The following is a 20,148-nucleotide window of genomic DNA, read 5'->3' on the forward strand; positions in this document are numbered from 1 at the left end:
CGGAGACCCCCACGACGGGGACCCCCACGACCTCCATGGAGGCGCCCCCGATCGCCGCCGCCGTCGGCACCCTGCGCCTGGCCACGGCCGGCAGCGTGGACGACGGCAAGTCGACGCTCGTCGGCCGCCTCCTCCACGACTCGAAGTCCGTCCTGACCGACCAGCTGGACGCAGTCAGGGCGGCCTCCGCCGCCCGCGGCCAGGACACCCCCGACCTGGCGCTGCTGACCGACGGTCTGCGGGCCGAGCGCGAGCAGGGCATCACCATCGACGTGGCGTACCGCTACTTCGCCACCGCCCGCCGCCGGTTCATCCTCGCCGACACCCCCGGGCACGTGCAGTACACCCGGAACATGGTCACTGGCGCCTCCACCGCCGACCTGGCCGTGGTCCTCGTCGACGCCCGCAAGGGGGTCGTCGAGCAGACCCGGCGCCACGCGGCGATCGCGGCGCTGCTGCGCATCCCGCGCGTGACGCTGGCCGTGAACAAGATGGACCTCGTCGACTACGCCGAGCCCGTCTTCGCCGCGATCGCCGAGGAGTTCACGGCGTACGCGACCGGTCTCGGTGTTCCCGAGGTGACCGTGATCCCGTTGTCCGCCCTGGCGGGGGACAACGTCGTGGTCCGTTCCGCGCTCATGGACTGGTACGGCGGCCCGACCCTGGTCGAGCACCTGGAGACGGTGCCGGCCGGCCACGACGACGGCTCTCCGACCGGCGGCCGCTTCCCGGTCCAGTACGTCATCCGGGACGGCGAGGCCCGGCACTACGCGGGTCAGGTCGCGGCCGGCGCGCTGTCCGTCGGTGACGCGGTGACCGTCCTGCCGTCGGGCCGCACGACGACCGTCGAGGCGATCGACGCGCTGGGGACGTGTACGCGGACGGCGCGCACCGGGCAGTCCGTCACGCTCCGCCTGGCCGACGAACTGGACGTGGCACGCGGCGACTTGATAGCCCCGGTCGCCGACGCGCCGACCCCCGTGCGCGAGATCGGGGCGACCGTCTGCCACCTCCACGAGAGGCCCCTGCGGGCCGGTGACCGGGTGCTGGTGAAGCACACGACGCGCACGGTCAGGGCCGTGGTGCAGGAGATCGCGTCCCGGCTCGGCCTGGACGACCTGAGCCATGAGCCGGACCCGGGGGAGCTGGTCGCGAACGACATCGGCGGCATCGTCCTGCGGACGGCCGAGCCGCTGGCACTCGATCCGTACGAGGAGTCCCGTCGCACCGGGTCCTTCCTGCTCATCGACCCGGGCGACGGTACGACCCTCACGGCATGCATGGCCTCGGGTGCGGGAGAAGGGGGAGGCCCGGTTCGGCGACCGGATGGCGGATGGTGAGGGAGCCGTGCACCTCGACGCCGTTGTCCGCCGCGTACACGTGCGGGACGTCGGCGGGCCAGCCGGCGTGCTCGCCCGGCGCGAGGAGGATCGGTTCCGCGGTGGGCCCCACCCGCGCGACACCGGCGAAGACGGTCAGGTGCTCGGTGACGCCCCGCTGGTGCGGCGGGGAGATCTGCGTGACGCCCGGCCGGATGCGGACACGGTACAGCTCGGAGGTGACCTCGCGGTCGGTGAACGTCTCCAGGAGGGTGGCGGAGACGGCGGTGCCGTGGATTTCCTCCAGGTGACCCGTCGGCTCGGGGTCGGCGAGCAGGACGGCGAGCGGGACGTTGAGCCGGCCTGAGATCGCGTAGAGGGTCTCGATGGTCGGATTGCGTGTCCCGGTCTCCAGGCCCGACAGGGTGGCCTTTCCGACCGATGCGCTTTTCGCGAGCTCGGACAGCGACATTCCGTTTTGCCGGCGAAGTGTCCTGACGCGCCGTCCGACTTCGGCGGCAAATGAATTGGCCATCTTCCGCATTCCTTTCCGTTCCGAATACGGAACCCGAATGTCCTGTGGCGTTTCCGCCGGTGTTCCGGAATCGGAACAGGAACTTACCTTGACACTGAACTCGGCCACATGGTCGTCTATTGGACGTTAAGCAGCACTCGCTGATCGCTCCTCGCTATCAAAAAGGTGGACCATGACTCAAGAGATCTCGGATTTCGCGCTGTCCGACGCCCAGATCAAGGAGTTCCACGAGAATGGGTTCATCGGCCCGTTCGACGTGTACGAGCCGGAGGAGATGGCCTCCACGCTCCAGGCTCTGCGACCCAAGCTGATCAACACGAAGACGGCGATCTACGGTCAGCGCAAGGCCGTCTCCGGCAGCACGAACCTGGCGAACTACGACCGCCATCTGGACGTTCCCTTCCTGGCCGACCACATCACGCGGCCCGAGATCGTCGGCCCCGTGACCAGCCTGCTCGGCTCCGACACGCTGTGCTGGCGCACCGAGTTCTTCCCGAAGTACCCCGGGGACGAGGGCACCGACTGGCACCAGGCCGACAACTTCTCCAACGTCGCCGGCTCGAAGCACCCGCAGATCGTCTGGCCGGAGGACGCGGAATTCGGCGGCACCATCACGGTGTGGACCGCTTTCACCGACGCCACCATCGACATGGGCTGCCTGCAGTTCATTCCGGGCTCGCACAAGACGATGAACTATGACGAGTCCAAGGTCATGGAATACGACGCCGAGGCGATCAACAACCGGGAAAAGAACGGTATCCGCCGCGGCTTCTTCGGCTATGACTACCGGCAGCTCCAGAAGGACCCGAACTGGAGGCCCGACGAGTCCAAGGCGATTTCGATCGAGCTGAAGAAGGGCCAGTGCATCGTCTTCTGGTCCACGCTGATGCACGCCTCTCACCCGCACAACGGAAACACCGACCAGATGCGCCTCGGTTTCGCCGCGCGCTACCTGCCGACGTCCGTCCGCGTCTACCCGTACTCCGACGCGCTCGTGGAGTTCGGCGGCGAGGCCAGCCTGGACAAGTTCGGCAACGTGCTCGTCTCCGGCAAGGACGACTTCGGGCACAACCGCTTCGTCGACCAGACCGTCACCGGTCACCCCTTCATCACCCGCTAGGAGGTCATCTCGATGACGAACACGGAAATCGAAACCTGGGTCCTGGACTCCTGCCGGGAGCTCGGTCTGCTGGTGGAAGGCGCCGAAGACGACTTCTTCGCCGCCGGTGGCAACTCGCTGACGGCCGTACGGCTCATCGCGAAGGTCGAGGAGCGCTACGGCGAGGACTACCTGCCGCCCGACGACCTCTTCGAGCGCAGCTCGGTGGGCCAGATCGCCGCGACCATCCTGGCCAACCGGGAACGGTCCGGGGCAGCGAGCTGACGGGAGCGAGACATGGACAGGCTGTCCGGCGGCGACGCGGCGCTCTCCGTCCATCGGCGGATCAACCGCACCGAAGCGGCCTGTCCCGAGGACCGGGGCGTGAAGGAACTGTTCGAGGCGGTCGCCTCCCGGCTGCCTGACACGCGGGCGCTCGTCCACCAGGAACGCGTGCTCACCTACCGGGAGTTGAGCCGGTCGGCGAACGGCATCGCGGCGGCCCTGCGGCGACGGGGAGTCGTCCCCGGCGCGGCGGTCGCGGTGGGCCTCGCCCGCTCTCCCGAACTGATCGCTGCGATCCTCGGCATCCTCAAGTGCGGCGGACACTACGTCCCCGTGGACCTCGCGTGGCCGGCCGAACGCCTGCGCGGGATCTTCGAGGAGACCGGCGCCGCCCACCTCCTCACGGAGGGCGCGCCCCAGGAACTCGCCGCCGACTTCCCCGCGTTGGACGTCCTCTCGCCGCGGGTCCCGCCCGTCGACGAGAACCCCGAGGTCCGGACGCGGCCGGGCGACATCGCGTACGTCAACTTCACCTCCGGCTCCACGGGCCGGCCGAAGGGCGTGCCGATCCGCCACCGGAGCATCGCCCGGCTGGTCTTCGGCGCGCGGTACGCGGACCTCGGCGAGCACACCGCGCTCCTCCAGCTCGCACCCGTCTACTTCGACGCGGCGACCTTCGAAATATGGGGCGCGCTGCTGCACGGTGGGACGTGCGTGCTCTATCCCTCCCCGTGGATCCGTCTTTCGGAACTGAAGCGGACCGTCGAAACGCACGGCGTGAACGTGGTCTTTCTGACCACCGCTCTGTTCAACACGGTGGTGGACGAAGGCCCGGCCGCCCTCGATCCGGTCGACACCGTCCTGACGGGCGGCGAGACGCACTCGATGCGGCATCTGCGGAAGGCGGTGGAACGCTACGGCCCCGGCAGGGTCGTCAATGTCTACGGCCCGACCGAATGCACGACTTTCGCCACCTATCATCCGCTGGAACTCGACGGAATGCCGGAAGCCGTCGGAGACCTCCCCATCGGAATTCCCCTCCAGAACACCCGGCTTTACGTCGTGGACGAGGGATCGCTGTGCCCGCCCGGCCGGGTCGGCGAGATCTGGCTCGCGGGCCCCGGCCTGTCCCCGGGCTACCTCGGCGCCCCCGAGGCCACGGCGGAACGGTTCGTCGAACGCGAGATCGACGGAGTGCGCGAACGCCTGTACCGGACCGGGGACCTCGGCCGCCTCAGGGAGGACGGGAACGTCGTCTTCGTCGGCCGCCAGGACGACCAGGTCAAGATCAACGGCTTCCGCATCGAGCTCGACGAGATCGCCCACCACCTGGACCGATGCCCCGGCGTCCGGTTCAGTCACGTGGCGGTCGGCGAGAATGGCGCCGGCGAGAAGACGCTCGTCGCCTTCGTCGTACCGCGCGAAGACCGGTGCACGGCGCGTTCGGTCACGGCGTATCTCCGGGAAAAACTGCCCAGTTACATGATTCCGACCGCGATCCACCTGCGTGACTCCCTACCCTTGTCCGGGACCGGAAAAGTGGACCGTCGGGCCCTTCTGACATCGACCACGGGGAAGTAGCGCACATGACCCTCAGCAAGAGCGCCAGGAAGTTCCAGGAAGAGCTGGACCGGCGTGGCCTGGACGCCACGGTGGTCGAACTGGCCTCCTCCACCCGGACCGCCGAGGACGCGGCGAACAGCCTCGGCTGCGCCACGGCCCAGATCGTGAAGTCGCTCGTGTTCCGCGCCACCGCGACGGGCGAGGCGGTGATCGTGCTGGCCAGCGGCCCGAACCGGGTCAATGAGAAGGCCATCGCCGCCCATGTCGGCAGCGAGATCGGCAAGGCCGACGCGGACTTCGTGAAGACCACGACCGGGTACTCGATCGGCGGCGTCCCGCCGCTCGGCCACAAGAACGAGGCCGTGCTCTTCGTCGACCAGGACCTGCTCGCCTTCCCCGAGGTCTGGGCCGCGGCGGGCACCCCGCACGCCGTCTTCAAGATCTCCGGAGCGATCACCGAGATCCTCCCGAAGCACACCGTGGTCGATGTGACGTGACCGGAACCACCCCGCACAGCACCTCGCACACCACCACGGACGACACGTTCCGGCAGCGCATACGGACGCTCCTCGGGGACCTGGTCCTCCCGCACGCCGACGACTGGGAGGCGCGGGGCCACCTGGCCCCCGCTGCGTGGAAGGCCCTCGCCGGGGAAGGCCTGCTCGGCCTCGCCCACCGCGGCGAGGCCTTCCTGGAGAGCGCGGTCCTCCTGGAGGAGCTGGGCCGGACCGGGTACGCGGGCGTCCGCGCGAGCGTCGGCGTCCACGCGTACATGGCGACCTCCTATCTCGACCTGTTCGGTACGCCCGAGCAGCGGGCGGCCTATCTGGAGCCGGCCCGCCGGGGCGAACGCCTCGCGGCCTTGGCGATCACCGAGGCGGAGGCGGGCTCGGACCTCAGCCGCCTCGGGACGCGGGCGCGCCCCGCGGCCGACGGGGGCCTCCTGGTGAGCGGCGAGAAGCTCTACGTCGCCAACGGCTCCCAGGCCTCCTTCTTCGTCACGCTCGTCAAGACGCGGGACGCGACGACGCGGGACGGAGCGGCGCCCGCCCGGGGCCTCACCGGTGTCAGCCTCCTGCTGATCGACGCCGACACCCCCGGCGTACACCGCACCGAACAGAAAATGTTGGGCTGGCGGTCCGCCGACGTCTGCCGAGTCGTCTTCGAGGACGTCGCCGTACCGGAAGACCGGATCCTCGGCCGCCGTGACCTGGCGCTGATCCACCTGATCCAGGGCCTCGACTTCGAGCGCCTGGTCGCCGGCCTCCTCGCCCTCGGCGGTGTCACCCACTGCCTGGAACTCCTCGACGCGCACGTCCGCCGCCGCCGGATCAAGGACACCCCGCTCTACGCCCACCAGGCGGTCCGTCACCAGCTCGCGGAACTGACGGCCGACCATGAGCTGGTCACCCAGTACGGCCGTCACGCGGCCCGGCTGCACAGCCTCGGAAAGCTGGACAGCCGGACCGCGACCGTGCTGAAACTCAAGGCGACCGAACTCGCGGTACGGGCGGCGCACGTCTGTCTCCAGTTCCACGGGGCGCAGGGGTGCCTGGACGAGTCCACCGCCGCCCGGCTCTACCGGGACAGCGCGGCGGGCACGATCGCGGCCGGAGCCAGCGAGCTGCTACGCGATCTGATCTGAGCCCCGGGCGGGCACCGGACCACCGGAGGACCGGGGGGCCGGGATCCTGCTCGCCCGGCCGATCGACGTGGCGACCTGGGCACGCGAACCGACGTCGAGCTTCTTGAAGATCCGGCCGAGGTGGGTCTCGACGGTCTTGTGGCTGAGCTGGAGCGCACGGGCGATCTGCTGGTTGGTGTAGCCGTCGCTGACCAGCACCGAGATCTCCCGCTCCCGGCCGGTCAGCCGGGTCAGCCGCGCGTCGGCCGGCTGCTGCCGGGGACCCTGCGTGGCCAGGGTGTCCGTGTGCTCCAGATAGCCGTGTGCCCCGTACCCGTCGAGGAGCGCGCGGGCCTGCCCGAACTGACTGCGCGCCACCGAGGAGTCGATGTCGTTCCACGCCGTCGCGGCCGCCAGATGCGCGCGGACCACGTCGAGCGGCCGCCCCGCACGGGTCAGCGCGACCACCGCGCTGGAGGCGAAGACCGCGGCCTTGAGGGGATCCGCGGCCTGGTGGTGATGGGCACGGGCCAGCAGCGCGAGGCCGGTCGCACCCGGCAGCCGCATCCGGCCCGCGGCCTCCTCGGCCACCGCCGCCCAGTGCCCCGCCTCCGTGTCAGGACCGCTCTGCTCCGACTCCAGCCGGGACTCCGACTCCAGCCGGGCCAGCACCTCGCCGAGAGCGGGGACCAGCGAGACGACGGGCAGCGCCGCCGCCCGCCGCACGGCCCCCATGGACATGAGCCGCTTGCGCAGGCCCTGGTCGTCGAGGTCGTACGTCGTCTCCAGGAGCGACAGCCGTACGCGGTCCGCCCACGGCTCGCGCCAGGCCTCCGTCCGGTCGGCCGCCCGATGGGCGGCGTCCCGGGCGGTCGCCTGGTCGCCGCTGACCCACGCGGCCCGGGAGAGCACGGCGCCGGCCTCGGCCAGGAGACAGTCGCCGCCGATCCGGTGGGCCGCCCGGTCCGCCCGGCGTCCCGACTCGACGGCGAGGTCGACGCGCCCCAGACGCAGACAGACCTCGGCGAGCCCGGTGGCGAACTGCGGGACCAGATAGTCGAGATCGTGCGCGGCGGCGATGCCGAGTCCCCGCTCGAAGTGGCGCGCCGCCTCCTCGTCCTGCTCCAGCCGGGCGAGGCCGCCGGCCAGCCAGTAGAGCGCGTCCAGCCGTCCGATGAGGGTCGTGTCGTCGATGCCGTCGATCAGTCCCGCCGTGTCGCCGAGCCGGAACTCGGCCTGCTCGGTACGGCCCGAGTCCGTGTCCCAGGCGCCGAGCAGCGCCCAGGCGTACGCCCTGGTCAGCGGGTTGTCGTGGCGGACCGCCCAGCGCAGGGCGGGCAGTGTGGCGCCGGAGGGCGGACAGCCGCGCTCCAGCGTCGCCGCGAGCCACGCCAGGTCGACCAGCGCGAGGGCCTCGGGGTCCGTGGCCACCTCCGAGCGGACGGTCATGAGCACCGACTCGGCGAGGGCGTGCCTGCCGAGCAGCCGTTGGGCCCTGGCCCGCCACTCGGCCGCCTCCGCACGGGCGAGGAGCGGGACCGTGAGGCCGGCCCGCGCGGTCCGGTCGAGGACCTCCAGGGCCTGTTTCGGCCGTCCCGCGACGACCAGGGCCTTGCCCGTACGGACGCGCTGTCCGTAGAGCCCGGCCTCGTCGCCGAGGCCGTGACAGGAGTCGCCCGTGAGCAGCCCCGAGCGGACCCGGTCGGCGCCCGGCGCCCGGTTCGCCAGCGCCTCGGGCGCCACGTGGGCGCACGGACCGGGCAGCCCGACGAGCTGCGCGGCCGCCGAGTGCGCCGCGAGCCGCCATTCCTCACCGGTGGTGTGGTACGCCGTCGCGCACAGGACGGGGTGCCGGAAACGGTACGAGCCGGCCAGCTCGCCGGGCCGGACGATGTCCTCGCGCAGCAGCTCCGCGAAGGCCGCCGCGAGGCGGTCGGCGGGCAGCGCGGCCACGGACGGCATCTCCTGGAGCGTGAACCGCTCGCCGAGGATGGCGGCGGACTGCGCGACGAGCCAGCCGTCGTCGGAGACCGCGCGGAACTCGTCGAGGAACCGGGTGAACGGCGCCAGCCCCGACACATCGGGCGTGGTCGTGCGCTCGTACGCGTCGGGGGAGGCCGAAAGGGCGAGGAACAGCCCCGGGTTGCCGCCCGCGCGGCCGAGCAGGTTCCGGCGGAGCCGGCGGCTCGTGCCCTTGGGCAGGAGCGCGGTGAGCTCCTGCTCGGGCAGCGGGCCGACCTCGATCCGCCGCGCGGCGGAGACCGAGGACAGGAGCCCGCGCAGGCGGAGCGGCGACTGCCGGTCGCGATGGGCGACCAGGATCAGGAGCCGGGTCTCGGGCGGTCTGCGGACGAGGTTCTCCAGCAGGTCGAGCGAGGCCTGGTCCGCCCGGTGGACGTCGTCCAGGGCCAGCACCAGGCCGCTCTCCCCGGCCAGTTCGCGCAGCAGCGGACGGAGCGCCGCCCCCACCGCGCCCGCCGGAACGGAGTCCGGGGAGGGCGCGGGAAGGGAGGCGGCCGTCGGCGCGAGGGCGGGGAACAGCAGCCCCAGCGTGGTGCGTTGGGCGGCCGGCACGGCGCCGGCGACCCCGGCGCCCAGGTCCGCGAGGGTCTCCTCGAAGGCGTCGGAGAACAGCTGGTAGGGCGACGCGCTCGCGGTCGGCACGGCGGCGGCGTGGGCGACGACCCAGCCCTGCCCCCGCGCCGCGTCGAGGACCTGGTGCAGCAGACGGGTCTTGCCGATCCAGGGCTCGCCGTGGATCTCTACGGTCGCGGGCGCGGACCGTGTCGACTCGAGAAGGCGCAGCACGTCCGCCGGGGGCAGGGCGCGTGAGGCGGACGCGTGCCGGGGACGTACGTCAAGCCCCCGCATGACCCGTGATCCCCCCGTGGGCGCGAGGCGCGTCAGCGCCGGTCGCACTCAGGGCGGGATCCTCGGCGGCCATGGCACGACGCAGGCTCAAAGGGCGCATGTCGGTCCAATGCGTTTCGATGTACTCCAGACATTCGTCCTTTTCCGACGGCCCGTGCACAGACCGCCAGCCGGCGGGAATTTCCTTCCCTTCGGGCCAAATGGAGTACTGCTCTTCCTCGTTGACGACGACGAGGTGACGCTCGAATCTGTCGGTAGACATTCTTTTCCCCCTAAATGCCTTTTGCAGCGATAACTGCAAGCACGAACTTCTGGCTGTGTTCAGTCAGTTGATCTTGCGTCACCCTATGAGCATGGCGCGGCAGAAGAAAAGCCTTTTCGTGGGTTGTCGTGAACCCTCACCTTTGGTATGGCGTCGGCAACCGATCAATCGTGTTTGGCTGATTCCGATCGGTCTCGGATGGCTGTGGTCGAGGCATACCCGGGTGGGTTTCCGGCGGGATGGGCCGGGTCGCCGACGGCGCCCCGATCGACGGTTCCGCAGGGTGGTTCAACAGTCCGTCGAGGTCATCTTCCCTGGTCAGGGCCGCGCGAGAGGGTGCCGTGAGCACCTTCGCGTAGAAGGCGGGTTGACGGTACGTCGACCCGTACGACGGAGGCGGAGGGTCCGGATACTCACCTGAGATTCGACAGTCGTCGGCAGCCAATTTCCGAACTTCGGCCATGAATCGGAGCGGGCGTGGTACGAGGGCCCGCATAGGGGGTGGTTCCCCGTTTGCGACCGCACCGACAATGGCTTGTACCCATCGCTTCCCGGCCAACTTGCACCGACAAGATCACACCACCCCTCCCGTCGGCCCCGACTGACGCTATGTCACGTTTGCGCGAATGGTGTCCGTACGCGCAAGGCGAGCGCCGCCGTGTAACCAGCTGCATGCCGCCGACGTCGACCCGGCCGCCGTCCGCTGCGCGCGGCGCAACGTCACCGCGGCCGGCGGGCACGTCTACGAGGGCGACCTCTTCGACGCGCTGCCCGAGGAGCTGAAGGGGCGGGTGGACGTCCTGCTCTCCAACGTTCCGTATGCGAGCGGCAGTCCGACGAGGCCGTGGCCGGCGTCACCGCCGCCGGGCTGCACGCGCTCGTGGCCACGGACGACGAGCTGGACGCCACCGTGACCGTCGCCGGTCGCCGGCCGGTCGAGGCCTCCTGAGCCCGCGGGCTCCCTTGTTGCTTCTTGTGGCCTCTTGTGGCGATCGGAAGGGGAATGGTGAAATGTCACACACCACCTGAGGGAGACCCTTCATGACCGCGAGCATGCCCCGGCGCGCCGTGCCCAGCCCTGGCACGGCATCATGGTCGCCACCGCCCTCCCCTTCCGCGAGGACCTCTCCGTCGACCACGACGCCTATGCCGAGCACGTCGCCTGGCTGATCGCCAACGGCTGCGACGGCGTCGTCCCGAACGGCTCCCTCGGCGAGTGCCAGACCCTGACCGACGCCGAGCGCGCCCAGGTCGTCCGCACCGCCGTCGGGGCGGCCGGCGACGGAGCCCGCGTCATGCCGGGCGTCGCCGCCTATGCAGCGCCGAGTCCCGCCGCTGGGCCGAGCAGGCCGCCGAGGCCGGCGCCGGTTCCGTCCTCCTCCTGCCGCCGAACGCCTACCGGACGGACGAGCGGGCCGTACGCGCCCACTACGCGGAGGTCGCCGAAGCCGGCCTGCCCGTCGTCGCGTACAACAACCCGATCGACACCAAGGTCGACCTGACACCCGCGCTGCTCGCGAGCCTGCACGAGGACGGGTCCATCGTCGCGGTGAAGGAGTTCAGCGGCGACGTCCGGAGGGCGTACGACGGATGGTCTGCCCGGCTCCGTCCGGTGCCCGACGGTGGTGGGCGATGACCGCTCGGCTGGCGGTGACCACGTGCAGGCGGCTCGGTGGGGAAGACCGCGAGGTAGTGGTTGTCGTGGGCGATCGCGGTGGTGACGGCGACGATCCGTTCCGCACGGAGGCGCTTGGCTTCGTCGACGGGCATCGGCCGGCACTCGATGCGTTCGAGGTCCGCTCGCAACTCGGCCTCGTCCGCGTATGCGCGCGGGGCGTCCGGCGACTGCGCGATGGCCTTGCCGTACTCGAGCGTCCATGTCGTCCCGGTCTTCGTGAGCCGGGTCGGGGCCGTCCACGGCGTGTGACGCGGTCCGAAAAGGTGCGGCCGCTTCCGCATGGTCTCGCTCGCCCACTCGGGAAGACCGCCGTAGCCGACCGGGGCGGTGGGCGGCCAGAACCACGCGAGCGACACGACGTCCGGGTCGGCCACCGCCCAGCCGCGCTCCTACAAGGTGCTGGCGACGTCGTCGCCGAGGAAGCGCAGCATGCCGAGCGTGAAGCAGATCGGGTCGTTGGGGTCGGCCATGCCTTCGGCCTTGCAGAAGCCGAGGAGATCGCGCCGAAGCATCTACTGGCGAGAAGGTCGGGGATCGGCAATGAAGGGGCCGCGCAGGGGCCCGGTCACGCGAGGACCCGGACCCGCCGCCATAGCAGCGGGCGGAACACGGGCAACCGCCAACGGAGCACGTTGACTCTCCGTGCCGCGCGTGTTGAGGTGCTGCGTTGGCGGTAGGAAAACTCAGCCAGATTTGCTCTCCACGCCCGGAAACTATGCGCATTGTGGCGATCTGATGCGAGGATCGCTGCTCAGAATGCCATCGTCCTTGAGATCCTGCAGAACTAAACGTGCAGCGGGAGCACGTCGCAGTACGTGCCGCGCAACCTCATCCGCGGCTAGTCGCACCAGCGGTACCAGCGGCACCAAAGGGCCGTATCCCCGTCAAGGGGGTACGGCCCTTCCGCTTATTTGGCCGGAAGGCAGGTTTCGGGGAGGTCTCAACTCGGAAAAGCTGACGGACATCCGTGCGCATGATCTTGCTCACGCGAGCGGAAGTGGACTATACCTGTGCGCGTCCGGCCCGCCGCGCTGTGAACGGCACCGGACCGGGGGATGGGCGGGGAGCTGCGGTGATGTCCGCGTGCACGGCAACCGCCGTGCCTTTCCGGCCTCCTTCACACTTCTGACGAAGGCGAGGACATGAGCATGGGATCCACTGGTGACGGTCTCGGCCGCCGCGACCTGATCAAGCGCTCCGCGGCACTCGGCCTGATCGCCGTGCCGACGATGGGCTTCCTGTCCGCCTGCGCCTCCGGCGGCGAGGAGACCACGAAGGGACCGGGCAAGGCGCCCGTGACCAAGGAGAACCCGTTCGGCGTCAACAAGGGCGGCAAGCTGGACGTCGTCGTCTTCAAGGGCGGGTTCGGCGACGACTACGCGAAGTCCTGGGAGTCCGCCTTCGACAAGAAGTGGGGCACGACCAGCTCCCACCTGGGCACTCAGGAGATCGCCGCCAAACTCCAGCCGCGCTTCAACGGCGGCAACCCGCCGGACGTCGTCGACGACTCCGGCGCCCAGCAGATCAAGATCGACGTCCTCGCCAAGGGCGGTCAGCTCGCCGAGCTCACCCCGGTACTCGACGCGCCCTCGCTCGACGACCCCGCCAAGAAGGTCCGGGACATGCTGATCCCCGGCACCGTGGAACAGGGAACCCAGGGCGGCAAGTTCGTCGCCCTCTACTACGTCTACACGGTCTACGGCTTCTGGTACTCGGGCAAGCTCTTCAAGGAGAAGGGCTGGACCGAGCCGAAGACCTGGGACCAGTTCCTCGACATCTGCACCAAGGCCAAGGACGCCGGCATCGGCGGCCTCGCCCACCAGGGGAAGTACCCGTACTACATCAATGTCGTCATCATGGACCTGATCGCCAAGAAGGGCGGCCTGGAGGCCATGAAGGCGATCGACAACCTCGAACCGAACGCCTTCGAGGGCAACCCCGCGGCCCTCGCGGCGGTCGAGGCGGTGTACGAGGTCGTCGAGAAGGGCCTGCTGATGGCGGGCACCAACGGCCTCACCCACACGGAGTCCCAGACCGCCTGGAACCAGTACAAGGCGGCCTTCATCCCCTCCGGCTCCTGGCTGGAGAACGAGCAGCTCAAGCAGACCCCGGAGGACTTCGACATGAAGTTCCTGCCGATCCCGCTGCTCGCCGACAGCAAGCTCCCCTTCGAGGCCATCCGGGCCGGCGCGGGCGAACCCTTCATCGTCCCGGAGAAGGCCGCCAACAAGGCCGCAGGCCTGGAGTTCCTGCGCTCGATGCTGTCGCGCGAATGGTCGACCGTCTTCGCCCAGCAGGCCAACTCCCTCACCGTGGTCAAGGACGGCGTCGACCCCGACGTCAAGCTGCGCCCGGGTACCGCCTCGGCGGTGGCGGCCGTCAAGGCCGCCGGTGAGAACACCTTCAACTACCTCTACCCCGACTGGTACAGCGAGATGGACACCGAGATCCAGAACGCGTCCAATGAGCTGATGGCGAAGCGGATCCAGCCAAAGGAATGGATCAAGCGGGCCCAGGCTGCGGTAGACAAGGCTGCGAAGGACCCGAACGCGAAGAACAACCGCCGCAGCTGACGCCGGGGACGGACACCGTGGGACGGACACCATGAACCAAGCAGCCCAGAGCGGAGGACGGGCCGGCTTCATCACCGGCTTCCTCATCCTTCCGCTCGCCCTGTACCTGACGTTCGTCATCTGGCCGTACATCCAGACGTTCGGCTATTCCTTCACCAACTGGTCGGGCCAGTCGCCGACGTTCGATTTCGTCGGCCTCGACAACTACGCGGCCCTGCTGGAGGACGAGGTCTTCCGCGGCGCCCTGTGGCACAACCTGCTGCTCCTGGTGTTCGTCCCCACCGTCACGATCCTGCTCGCCCTCTTCTTCGCGTTCATGGTGAACGCGGGAGGGCGCAGCGGGGCCGGCGGGGTGCGCGGAGTCCGCGGCTCCCGCGTGTACAAGATCGTCTACTTCTTCCCCCAGGTCCTCTCGCTCGCCATCCTCGCGGTCCTCTTCGGCGCCGTGTACCGCAGCGACGAGGGCGGCCTCCTCAACGGCTTCCTCGCCCGACTGGGCCTCGTCGACCCGGCCCACCCCGTCGAATGGCTCAACCGGCCGAACCTCGTGCTGTGGTGCCTGCTCCTGGTGGTGGTCTGGCACGGGGTGGGCTTCTACCTGGTCCTCTTCTCGGCCGCCATGCAGTCCGTACCCAAGGACATCTACGAGGCAGCCCTGCTCGACGGCGCGGGGCGCGCCCAGACCTTCCTCAAGGTCACGCTGCCCCTGCTGTGGGATTCTGTGCAGACGTCCGCGGTCTACCTCGGCATCGCCGCGATGGACATGTTCGTCCTGGTGTCGACGATGACTTCCGGCCAGTTCGGCGGCGGACCCGACCACCACAGCGAGGTCATGGCCACCGTGCTGATGCGCAACTTCCTGTACTTCGGCAAGAGCGGCTACGCCTGCGCCATGGGCGTGGTCATGCTCCTCCTGACCATGATCCTCTCCGTCGTCACGCTGCGCGCCACCCGCCGCGAGCGCATCGAGTTCTGAGCGGGAGACCCCGATGACCACAGTGATCAAAGCACCGGGCGAAGCCTCGGCCGAACGGGCCGGCGGCGGCCGCCCCAAGGAGCGCGGGACCCGCGGCTCCGAGGGCATGGTGCTGAACGTCTTCTCGCACGGCTTCCTCGCCGTCTGGGCGATACTGATCGTCCTGCCGCTGCTCTGGCTGGCGCTCGGCTCGTTCAAGACCGACGCGCAGATCGGCGGATCGGCCCTCAGCTGGCCCTCGAACTGGCATTTCGACGCCTTCTCCCGGGCCTGGGACAAGGGCATCGGCGATTACTTCGCCCACACGCTGATCGTGATGGCGTTCTCGGTCCCGCTGACCATGCTGCTCGGCTCGATGGCGGCGTACGTGCTGGCCCGCTACCCCTTCCCGGGCAACCGGCTCGTCTACTACTTCTTCGTCAGCGGGGCGATGTTCCCCGTCTTCCTGGCCCTCGTCCCGCTGTTCTTCATGGTCAAGCGCCTGGACATGCTCAACACGTACCACGGTCTGATCCTGGTGTACGTGGCCTACTCGATGCCCTTCACCGTCTTCTTCATGCACTCCTTCTTCCGTACGCTCCCGACGGCCGTGCACGAGGCGGCGGTGATCGACGGGGCCTCCGACACCCGGATCTTCTTCCAGGTGATGCTGCCGATGGCCAAGCCCGGCCTGATCAGCGTCGGGATATTCAATGTCCTGGGCCAGTGGAACCAGTACATCCTGCCCTCGGTGCTGATGCAGCCGCAGACCGGATCGGACCCCGAGCGCTACATGCTCACCCAGGGGCTGATCCAGCTCCAGTACCAGATGGGCTACGAGACGGACCTGCCGGTGCTGTTCGCCGGTGTGACCATCGCGATGATCCCGATGCTGGTGGTCTACCTGTCCTTCCAGCGCCAGATCCAGGCGGGACTGACCTCGGCCACCCTCAAGTAGCGGGCCGCCCTCAAGCAGCGCAGGAGCCGCCCCGCCGGCCCAACGGCCCCGCGGGCGCGGGGTGTTACGGTCTCGCCATGTCCAAGAACGAGATAGACGCGCTGACCGCCGAGTTCTTCGGGGCCTTCGACAACCGGGGAGGCCGGCCTGCCGACGTGGCCCGCATCCGTCGGCTGGTCCTCCCCGGCGGCGTGATCGTCAAGACCGGCCCGGACCTGGCGGTCTACACCGTGGACGCGTTCATCGAGCCGCGCCGGCGGCTGCTGGCCGAGGGCCGGCTGACCGAGTTCTCCGAATGGGAGACCTCCGAGCGGACCGACATCGCAGGCGACATCGCGTCGCGGTTCGGCACGTACCGCAAGGCGGGGATCCTGGACGGTGAGCCGTTCGAGGGTGGCGGGACCAAGACCTTCCAGTTCGTCCGGACCCCGGAGGGCTGGCGGATCGCCGCGTTCTCCTGGTATGACCAGCCCTGAGGCGACCGAGCTCGTATCCGGGCGCGGACGCGCCGCGACGCCGACGGTGCCGTGTGTCAGGGGCATGGCGGCGTCGCCGCACGGTCCCACGGGCCGGCCGGGCGCGTGCCCGGCCTCTCGCGGCGCGGTTCAGGGCGCGGCGCTCTCATGGCACGGCCCTCTCGCGGCGCGGTGCCCGAGCCGGCCCGCCGCGGGACGGAACGGCGCCCCAGCGGCCCCGTAGCACGATCTTTGAGGATGTCTCTCATACTTATGACCGGTAGTGCCCGTTTCGTGCTGTCTCAGCCTCTTGACGTCTGGAGGGGCAAAGGCTCGACTTAAGGTTCACAAGTTGGAGAGACGCCGGCGTCTCGGAGCGGCAAGCCGCGATGCCGGCCGGGGGGCGACGGCCGGCCGTCGTTCATGGGCAGGAGTGGATGAGTCGTGCAGACTCCCGGATCGCAGTCGTCACTGCACCGCGCGAATCTCGAACGGGTCGTGCGGGCCGTGCGGCTCGCGGGTTCGCTGACCCAGGCGGAGATCGCCCGGTCCACCGGACTCTCGGCGGCCACGGTCTCCAACATCGTCCGCGAGCTCAAGGACGGTGGGACCGTCGAGGTCACGGACACCTCGGCGGGCGGCCGCCGGGCCCGCAGCGTCTCGCTCAGCGGTGACGCGGGCATCGTGATCGGCGTGGACTTCGGCCACACCCACCTGCGGGTGGCGGTCGGGAACCTCGCCCACCAGGTCCTGGCCGAGGAGGCCGCCCCGCTCGACGTGGACGCCTCCTGGGCCGACGGCTTCAACCGGGCGGAAGCGCTGGTCGGGGAGCTGATCGCCGCCATAGGCGTGAGCCGGGAGAAGGTCATCGGCGTGGGCCTCGGCGTCCCCGGTCCGATCGACGTGGAGTCCGGGACCCTGGGCTCCACCGCGATCCTGCCGGGCTGGGCCGGGATCAACCCCCGCCAGGAGCTCTCCCAGCGCCTCGGCGTGCCCGTCTACGTGGACAACGACGCCAACCTCGGGGCGCTCGGGGAGCTGGTGTGGGGCAGTGGCCGGGGGGTCAAGGACCTCGCGTACATCAAGGTCGCCAGCGGTGTCGGCGCCGGCCTGGTGATCAACGGACAGATCTACCGGGGGCCCGGCGGCACCGCCGGCGAGATCGGGCACATCACCCTGGACGAGTCCGGCCCGGTCTGCCGCTGCGGCAACCGCGGCTGCCTGGAGACCTTCGCGGCGGCCCGCTACGTGCTGCCGCTGCTCCAGAGCACCCACGGGCCCGACCTCACCATGGAGCGGGTGGTCGAACTCGCCCGGGAGGGTGACCCGGGATGCCGCCGGGTGATCGCCGACGTGGGCCGCCATGTGGGTAGTGGTGTCGCCAATTTGTGCAATGTTCTGAACCCGAGCCGCGTGGTGCTCGGCGGCTCCCTGGCCGAGGCTGGTGAACTGGTCCTGGGCCCCATACGCGAGTCCGTGGGCAGGTACGCGATCCCCAGCGCGGCACGCCAACTCTCGGTCCTCACCGGCTCGTTGGGGGGCAGGGCCGAGGTGCTCGGAGCGCTCGCCCTGGTGCTGAGCGAGATGGGCGATTCGACCCTTCTGACCGATTCGCCGGGGCGCCCTCTCTTGTCTTCAGTTAGATAACGGATGGCACCGTTGTCATCTCGTTAAGGATTCACTCCTTGACGACAAACTGCGGCCGAGGTTGACTCACGCTCACCTCGGCCGCAACGTTGCGGCCTCGTCAGGGAGGTTCAAGTAATGAACACGCGTATGCGTAGAGCCGCCGTAGCCGTAGCCGCCACCGCAATGGCCGCTTCCCTTGCCGCCTGTGGCAGCGCCAAGGAGGCCGGCGAGAAGCCGAAGGAGTCCGGCTCCGGCACCGCGGGTGGTGCGATCAAGATCGGTCTGCTCCTGCCGGAGAACCAGACCGCGCGCTACGAGAAGTTCGACAAGCCGCTCTTCGAGAAGAAGGTCTCCGAACTCACGGACGGCAAGGCCACGGTGGTCTACGCCAACGCCAAGCAGGACGCGACCACGCAGAACTCCCAGGTCGACACGATGATCACCAACAAGGTGAACGTCCTGGTCATCGACGCCGTGGACTCCAAGGCCATCGCCGGCTCGGTCAAGAAGGCCAAGGAGGCCGGCATCCCGGTCGTCGCCTACGACCGCCTCGCCGAGGGCCCGATCGAGGCCTACACCTCCTTCGACAACGAAGAGGTCGGCAAGGTCCAGGGCAAGGCCCTGCTGGAGGCCCTGGGCGACAAGGCCAAGGACGGCGACATCGTGATGATGAACGGGTCGGTCACCGACCCGAACGCCGCCCTCTTCAAGAAGGGCGCCCACTCCGTCCTCGACGGCAAGGTGAACATCGGCAAGGAGTACGACACCAAGGAGTGGAAGCCCGAGAACGCCAACACCAACATGGCGGGTGCGATCTCGGCGCTCGGCAAGGACAAGATCATCGGCGTCTACTCCGCCAATGACGGCATGGCCGGCGGCATCATCACCGCCCTCAAGGCGGCCAACATGTCCCCCCTGCCCCCGGTCACCGGCCAGGATGCGGAACTCGCCGGTGTGCAGCGCATCGTCGCGGGCGAGCAGTTCATGAGCGTCTACAAGCCCTACGCCCCCGAGGCCGAGGCCGCCGCGAAGATGGCCGTGGCGCTCGCCAAGGGCGAGAAGCTTGAGGGCGTCACCACCTCCAAGGTCGACAGCCCCACCACCAAGGGCATCGCCTCGGTCCTGGTCCCGGTCGTCTCGCTGACCAAGAACAACATCAAGGACACTGTCATCAAGGACGGTGTCTACACGGCCGACGAGATCTGCACCGACAAGTACGCGGCCGCCTGCGCCACCCTCGGCCTGAAGTAGGCCGCTCGGGGGCATACGTAGAAATACGTAGGCCTCCCGGCCCGGTCCGGGCCGGTGTCCGGCCCCACGCGGGCCCCCCGGGGCCCGCGAGGCCCCCAGTCCTGCCGACCGGAGGCCCGCCCCCGCGGCCTCCGGTCCCCAGGACCCCACGCGCCTGCCCGGCGCCCCGCCCCTCTTCCCCCGCCGGCCGCGGGGCGCCGGGCAGAAACGTTCCCCCACCCACCCCGCTCCTGCACTTACTGCACGACATCCCCGCCGGTCAGGCGGCGAAGGAGATGGTTCATGTGTCCGCTGCGCCCGTGCTGGCGTTGCGAGGGGTCTCGAAGCGATTCGGTGCCGTCCAGGCGCTCACCGACGTAGAGCTCGAAATCCACTCCGGCGAGGTGGTCGCCCTGGTCGGCGACAACGGCGCCGGCAAGTCCACGCTCGTCAAGACGATCGCCGGCGTCCACCCCATCGATGACGGAGTCATCGAATGGGAGGGCAAGCCGGTCTCGATCAACAAGCCCCATGACGCCCAGAACCTGGGCATCGCGACGGTCTACCAGGACCTCGCGCTGTGCGACAACATCGACGTCGTCGGCAACCTGTTCCTGGGCCGCGAGCTCAAGCGCCGCGGTGTCCTGGACGAGGTGGAGATGGAGCGCCGCGCCCGCGAGCTCCTGACCACCCTGTCCATCCGGATCCCCAGTGTCCGCATCCCCATCGCGTCCCTCTCCGGCGGTCAGCGCCAGACCGTGGCGATCGCCCGCTCGATGCTGGGCGAGCCCCAGCTCGTCATCCTCGACGAGCCCACCGCCGCCCTCGGCGTCGAGCAGACCGCCCAGGTCCTCGACCTCGTGGAGCGGCTGCGCGAGCGCGGCCACGCCGTCATCCTCATCAGCCACAACATGGCCGATGTGAAGGCCGTCGCCGACAAGGTGGCGGTCCTGCGGCTGGGCCGCAACAACGGTGTCTTCGCCGTCAAGGACACCTCGCAGGAAGAGATCATCTCCGCCATCACGGGAGCCACGGACAACGCCGTGACCCGCCGGGCGGCCCGTACCGGGGAGGCTCGCAAGTGAGCACCGAACACCACACCGCGGCGGAAG

At 69.6% G+C, this 20,148-nt stretch carries 16 protein-coding genes and 2 pseudogenes; 14 read left to right on the plus strand and 4 right to left on the minus strand.

Annotated elements, in window-relative coordinates; all coding sequences use genetic code 11:
* The first annotated feature begins 35 nt into the window (after nt 1–35).
* Entirely contained in the window at nt 36–1,340 is a 1,305-nt protein-coding gene (locus AB0B01_RS04260; protein ID WP_361712838.1) for a GTP-binding protein, read from the plus strand.
* On the opposite strand, the gene AB0B01_RS04265 is transcribed toward AB0B01_RS04260, so the two are convergent.
* Entirely contained in the window at nt 1,270–1,863 is a 594-nt protein-coding gene (locus AB0B01_RS04265) for an XRE family transcriptional regulator (RefSeq protein WP_361712840.1), read from the minus strand. The two genes, AB0B01_RS04260 and AB0B01_RS04265, sit on opposite strands and share 71 nt — an antisense overlap.
* A gap of 163 nt (nt 1,864–2,026) precedes the next feature.
* On the opposite strand from AB0B01_RS04265, the gene AB0B01_RS04270 reads away from it, so the two are divergent.
* From AB0B01_RS04270 to AB0B01_RS04290, 5 genes are read left to right on the plus strand one after another with little or no spacing between them, the layout of a single operon-like run.
* Nucleotides 2,027–2,974, plus strand: a complete 948-nt coding sequence (locus AB0B01_RS04270; protein WP_361712716.1) for a chlorinating enzyme — start codon at nt 2,027–2,029, stop codon at nt 2,972–2,974.
* Between the two features lie 12 nt (nt 2,975–2,986).
* Nucleotides 2,987–3,238, plus strand: coding sequence for a phosphopantetheine-binding protein (locus AB0B01_RS04275; RefSeq protein ID WP_361712718.1), 252 nt, complete (start codon nt 2,987–2,989; stop codon nt 3,236–3,238).
* A 12-nt stretch (nt 3,239–3,250) separates the two neighbouring features.
* Complete coding sequence (locus AB0B01_RS04280) at nt 3,251–4,819, plus strand: amino acid adenylation domain-containing protein (RefSeq protein ID WP_361712720.1); 1,569 nt, start codon at nt 3,251–3,253, stop codon at nt 4,817–4,819.
* A 5-nt stretch (nt 4,820–4,824) separates the two neighbouring features.
* Nucleotides 4,825–5,298: a YbaK/EbsC family protein gene (locus tag AB0B01_RS04285; protein WP_356510313.1), complete on the plus strand. Its 474-nt coding sequence runs from the start codon at nt 4,825–4,827 to the stop codon at nt 5,296–5,298.
* Nucleotides 5,295–6,446, plus strand: coding sequence for an acyl-CoA dehydrogenase family protein (locus tag AB0B01_RS04290; protein ID WP_361712722.1), 1,152 nt, complete (start codon nt 5,295–5,297; stop codon nt 6,444–6,446). The genes AB0B01_RS04285 and AB0B01_RS04290 overlap by 4 nt, the downstream gene beginning before the upstream one ends.
* Here AB0B01_RS04290 and AB0B01_RS04295 read toward each other — a convergent pair.
* The gene (locus tag AB0B01_RS04295; RefSeq protein WP_361712724.1) at nt 6,429–9,233 is read right to left on the minus strand and encodes an AAA family ATPase; all 2,805 of its coding nucleotides are present in this window, start codon (nt 9,231–9,233) and stop codon (nt 6,429–6,431) included. The genes AB0B01_RS04290 and AB0B01_RS04295 overlap by 18 nt on opposite strands.
* A gap of 133 nt (nt 9,234–9,366) precedes the next feature.
* Nucleotides 9,367–9,558, minus strand: a pseudogene (locus AB0B01_RS04300) (MbtH family NRPS accessory protein); the annotation flags it as partial.
* 1,091 nt (nt 9,559–10,649) lie between these two features.
* Here AB0B01_RS04300 and AB0B01_RS04305 point away from each other — a divergent pair.
* Nucleotides 10,650–11,146, plus strand: a pseudogene (locus AB0B01_RS04305) (dihydrodipicolinate synthase family protein); the annotation flags it as partial.
* A 479-nt stretch (nt 11,147–11,625) separates the two neighbouring features.
* Here AB0B01_RS04305 and AB0B01_RS04310 read toward each other — a convergent pair.
* On the minus strand, nt 11,626–11,748 hold the full coding sequence (locus AB0B01_RS04310; protein WP_361712726.1) for a hypothetical protein: 123 nt from the start codon (nt 11,746–11,748) through the stop codon (nt 11,626–11,628).
* Between the two features lie 630 nt (nt 11,749–12,378).
* On the opposite strand from AB0B01_RS04310, the gene ngcE reads away from it, so the two are divergent.
* The 7 genes from ngcE (at nt 12,379) to AB0B01_RS04345 (ending at nt 20,121) form a co-directional block, all read left to right on the plus strand.
* Nucleotides 12,379–13,809, plus strand: a complete 1,431-nt coding sequence (gene ngcE / locus AB0B01_RS04315) for an N-acetylglucosamine/diacetylchitobiose ABC transporter substrate-binding protein (RefSeq protein WP_361712728.1) — start codon at nt 12,379–12,381, stop codon at nt 13,807–13,809.
* A 31-nt stretch (nt 13,810–13,840) separates the two neighbouring features.
* Nucleotides 13,841–14,785 (plus strand): sugar ABC transporter permease, encoded by a 945-nt coding sequence (locus AB0B01_RS04320; protein WP_361712730.1) that lies wholly within the window; start codon nt 13,841–13,843, stop codon nt 14,783–14,785.
* A gap of 13 nt (nt 14,786–14,798) precedes the next feature.
* On the plus strand, nt 14,799–15,722 hold the full coding sequence (locus AB0B01_RS04325; RefSeq protein WP_361712732.1) for a carbohydrate ABC transporter permease: 924 nt from the start codon (nt 14,799–14,801) through the stop codon (nt 15,720–15,722).
* A gap of 77 nt (nt 15,723–15,799) precedes the next feature.
* On the plus strand, nt 15,800–16,198 hold the full coding sequence (locus AB0B01_RS04330; RefSeq protein ID WP_361712734.1) for a DUF4440 domain-containing protein: 399 nt from the start codon (nt 15,800–15,802) through the stop codon (nt 16,196–16,198).
* 423 nt (nt 16,199–16,621) lie between these two features.
* Nucleotides 16,622–17,824 (plus strand): ROK family transcriptional regulator, encoded by a 1,203-nt coding sequence (locus tag AB0B01_RS04335; protein WP_361712736.1) that lies wholly within the window; start codon nt 16,622–16,624, stop codon nt 17,822–17,824.
* A gap of 117 nt (nt 17,825–17,941) precedes the next feature.
* A complete protein-coding gene (locus AB0B01_RS04340) occupies nt 17,942–19,057 on the plus strand; it encodes a substrate-binding domain-containing protein (RefSeq protein ID WP_361712738.1) in 1,116 nt (371 codons plus the stop codon).
* 275 nt (nt 19,058–19,332) lie between these two features.
* Nucleotides 19,333–20,121: an ATP-binding cassette domain-containing protein gene (locus AB0B01_RS04345; RefSeq protein ID WP_356847032.1), complete on the plus strand. Its 789-nt coding sequence runs from the start codon at nt 19,333–19,335 to the stop codon at nt 20,119–20,121.
* Nucleotides 20,122–20,148: the final 27 nt, after the last annotated feature.

The organism is Streptomyces sp. NPDC044571, from assembly GCF_040647115.1.
Lineage (GTDB): Bacteria > Actinomycetota > Actinomycetes > Streptomycetales > Streptomycetaceae > Streptomyces.

Coding starts and splice junctions, on each gene's coding strand:
- AB0B01_RS04260 (WP_361712838.1), top strand. CDS start 36: ATGGAGGCGCCCCCGATCGCCGCCGCCGTCGGCACCCTGCGCCTGGCC.
- AB0B01_RS04265 (WP_361712840.1), bottom strand. CDS start 1,863: ATGCGGAAGATGGCCAATTCATTTGCCGCCGAAGTCGGACGGCGCGTC.
- AB0B01_RS04270 (WP_361712716.1), top strand. CDS start 2,027: ATGACTCAAGAGATCTCGGATTTCGCGCTGTCCGACGCCCAGATCAAG.
- AB0B01_RS04275 (WP_361712718.1), top strand. CDS start 2,987: ATGACGAACACGGAAATCGAAACCTGGGTCCTGGACTCCTGCCGGGAG.
- AB0B01_RS04280 (WP_361712720.1), top strand. CDS start 3,251: ATGGACAGGCTGTCCGGCGGCGACGCGGCGCTCTCCGTCCATCGGCGG.
- AB0B01_RS04285 (WP_356510313.1), top strand. CDS start 4,825: ATGACCCTCAGCAAGAGCGCCAGGAAGTTCCAGGAAGAGCTGGACCGG.
- AB0B01_RS04310 (WP_361712726.1), bottom strand. CDS start 11,748: ATGCTTCGGCGCGATCTCCTCGGCTTCTGCAAGGCCGAAGGCATGGCC.
- ngcE (WP_361712728.1), top strand. CDS start 12,379: ATGAGCATGGGATCCACTGGTGACGGTCTCGGCCGCCGCGACCTGATC.
- AB0B01_RS04320 (WP_361712730.1), top strand. CDS start 13,841: ATGAACCAAGCAGCCCAGAGCGGAGGACGGGCCGGCTTCATCACCGGC.
- AB0B01_RS04325 (WP_361712732.1), top strand. CDS start 14,799: ATGACCACAGTGATCAAAGCACCGGGCGAAGCCTCGGCCGAACGGGCC.
- AB0B01_RS04330 (WP_361712734.1), top strand. CDS start 15,800: ATGTCCAAGAACGAGATAGACGCGCTGACCGCCGAGTTCTTCGGGGCC.
- AB0B01_RS04340 (WP_361712738.1), top strand. CDS start 17,942: ATGAACACGCGTATGCGTAGAGCCGCCGTAGCCGTAGCCGCCACCGCA.
- AB0B01_RS04345 (WP_356847032.1), top strand. CDS start 19,333: ATGGTTCATGTGTCCGCTGCGCCCGTGCTGGCGTTGCGAGGGGTCTCG.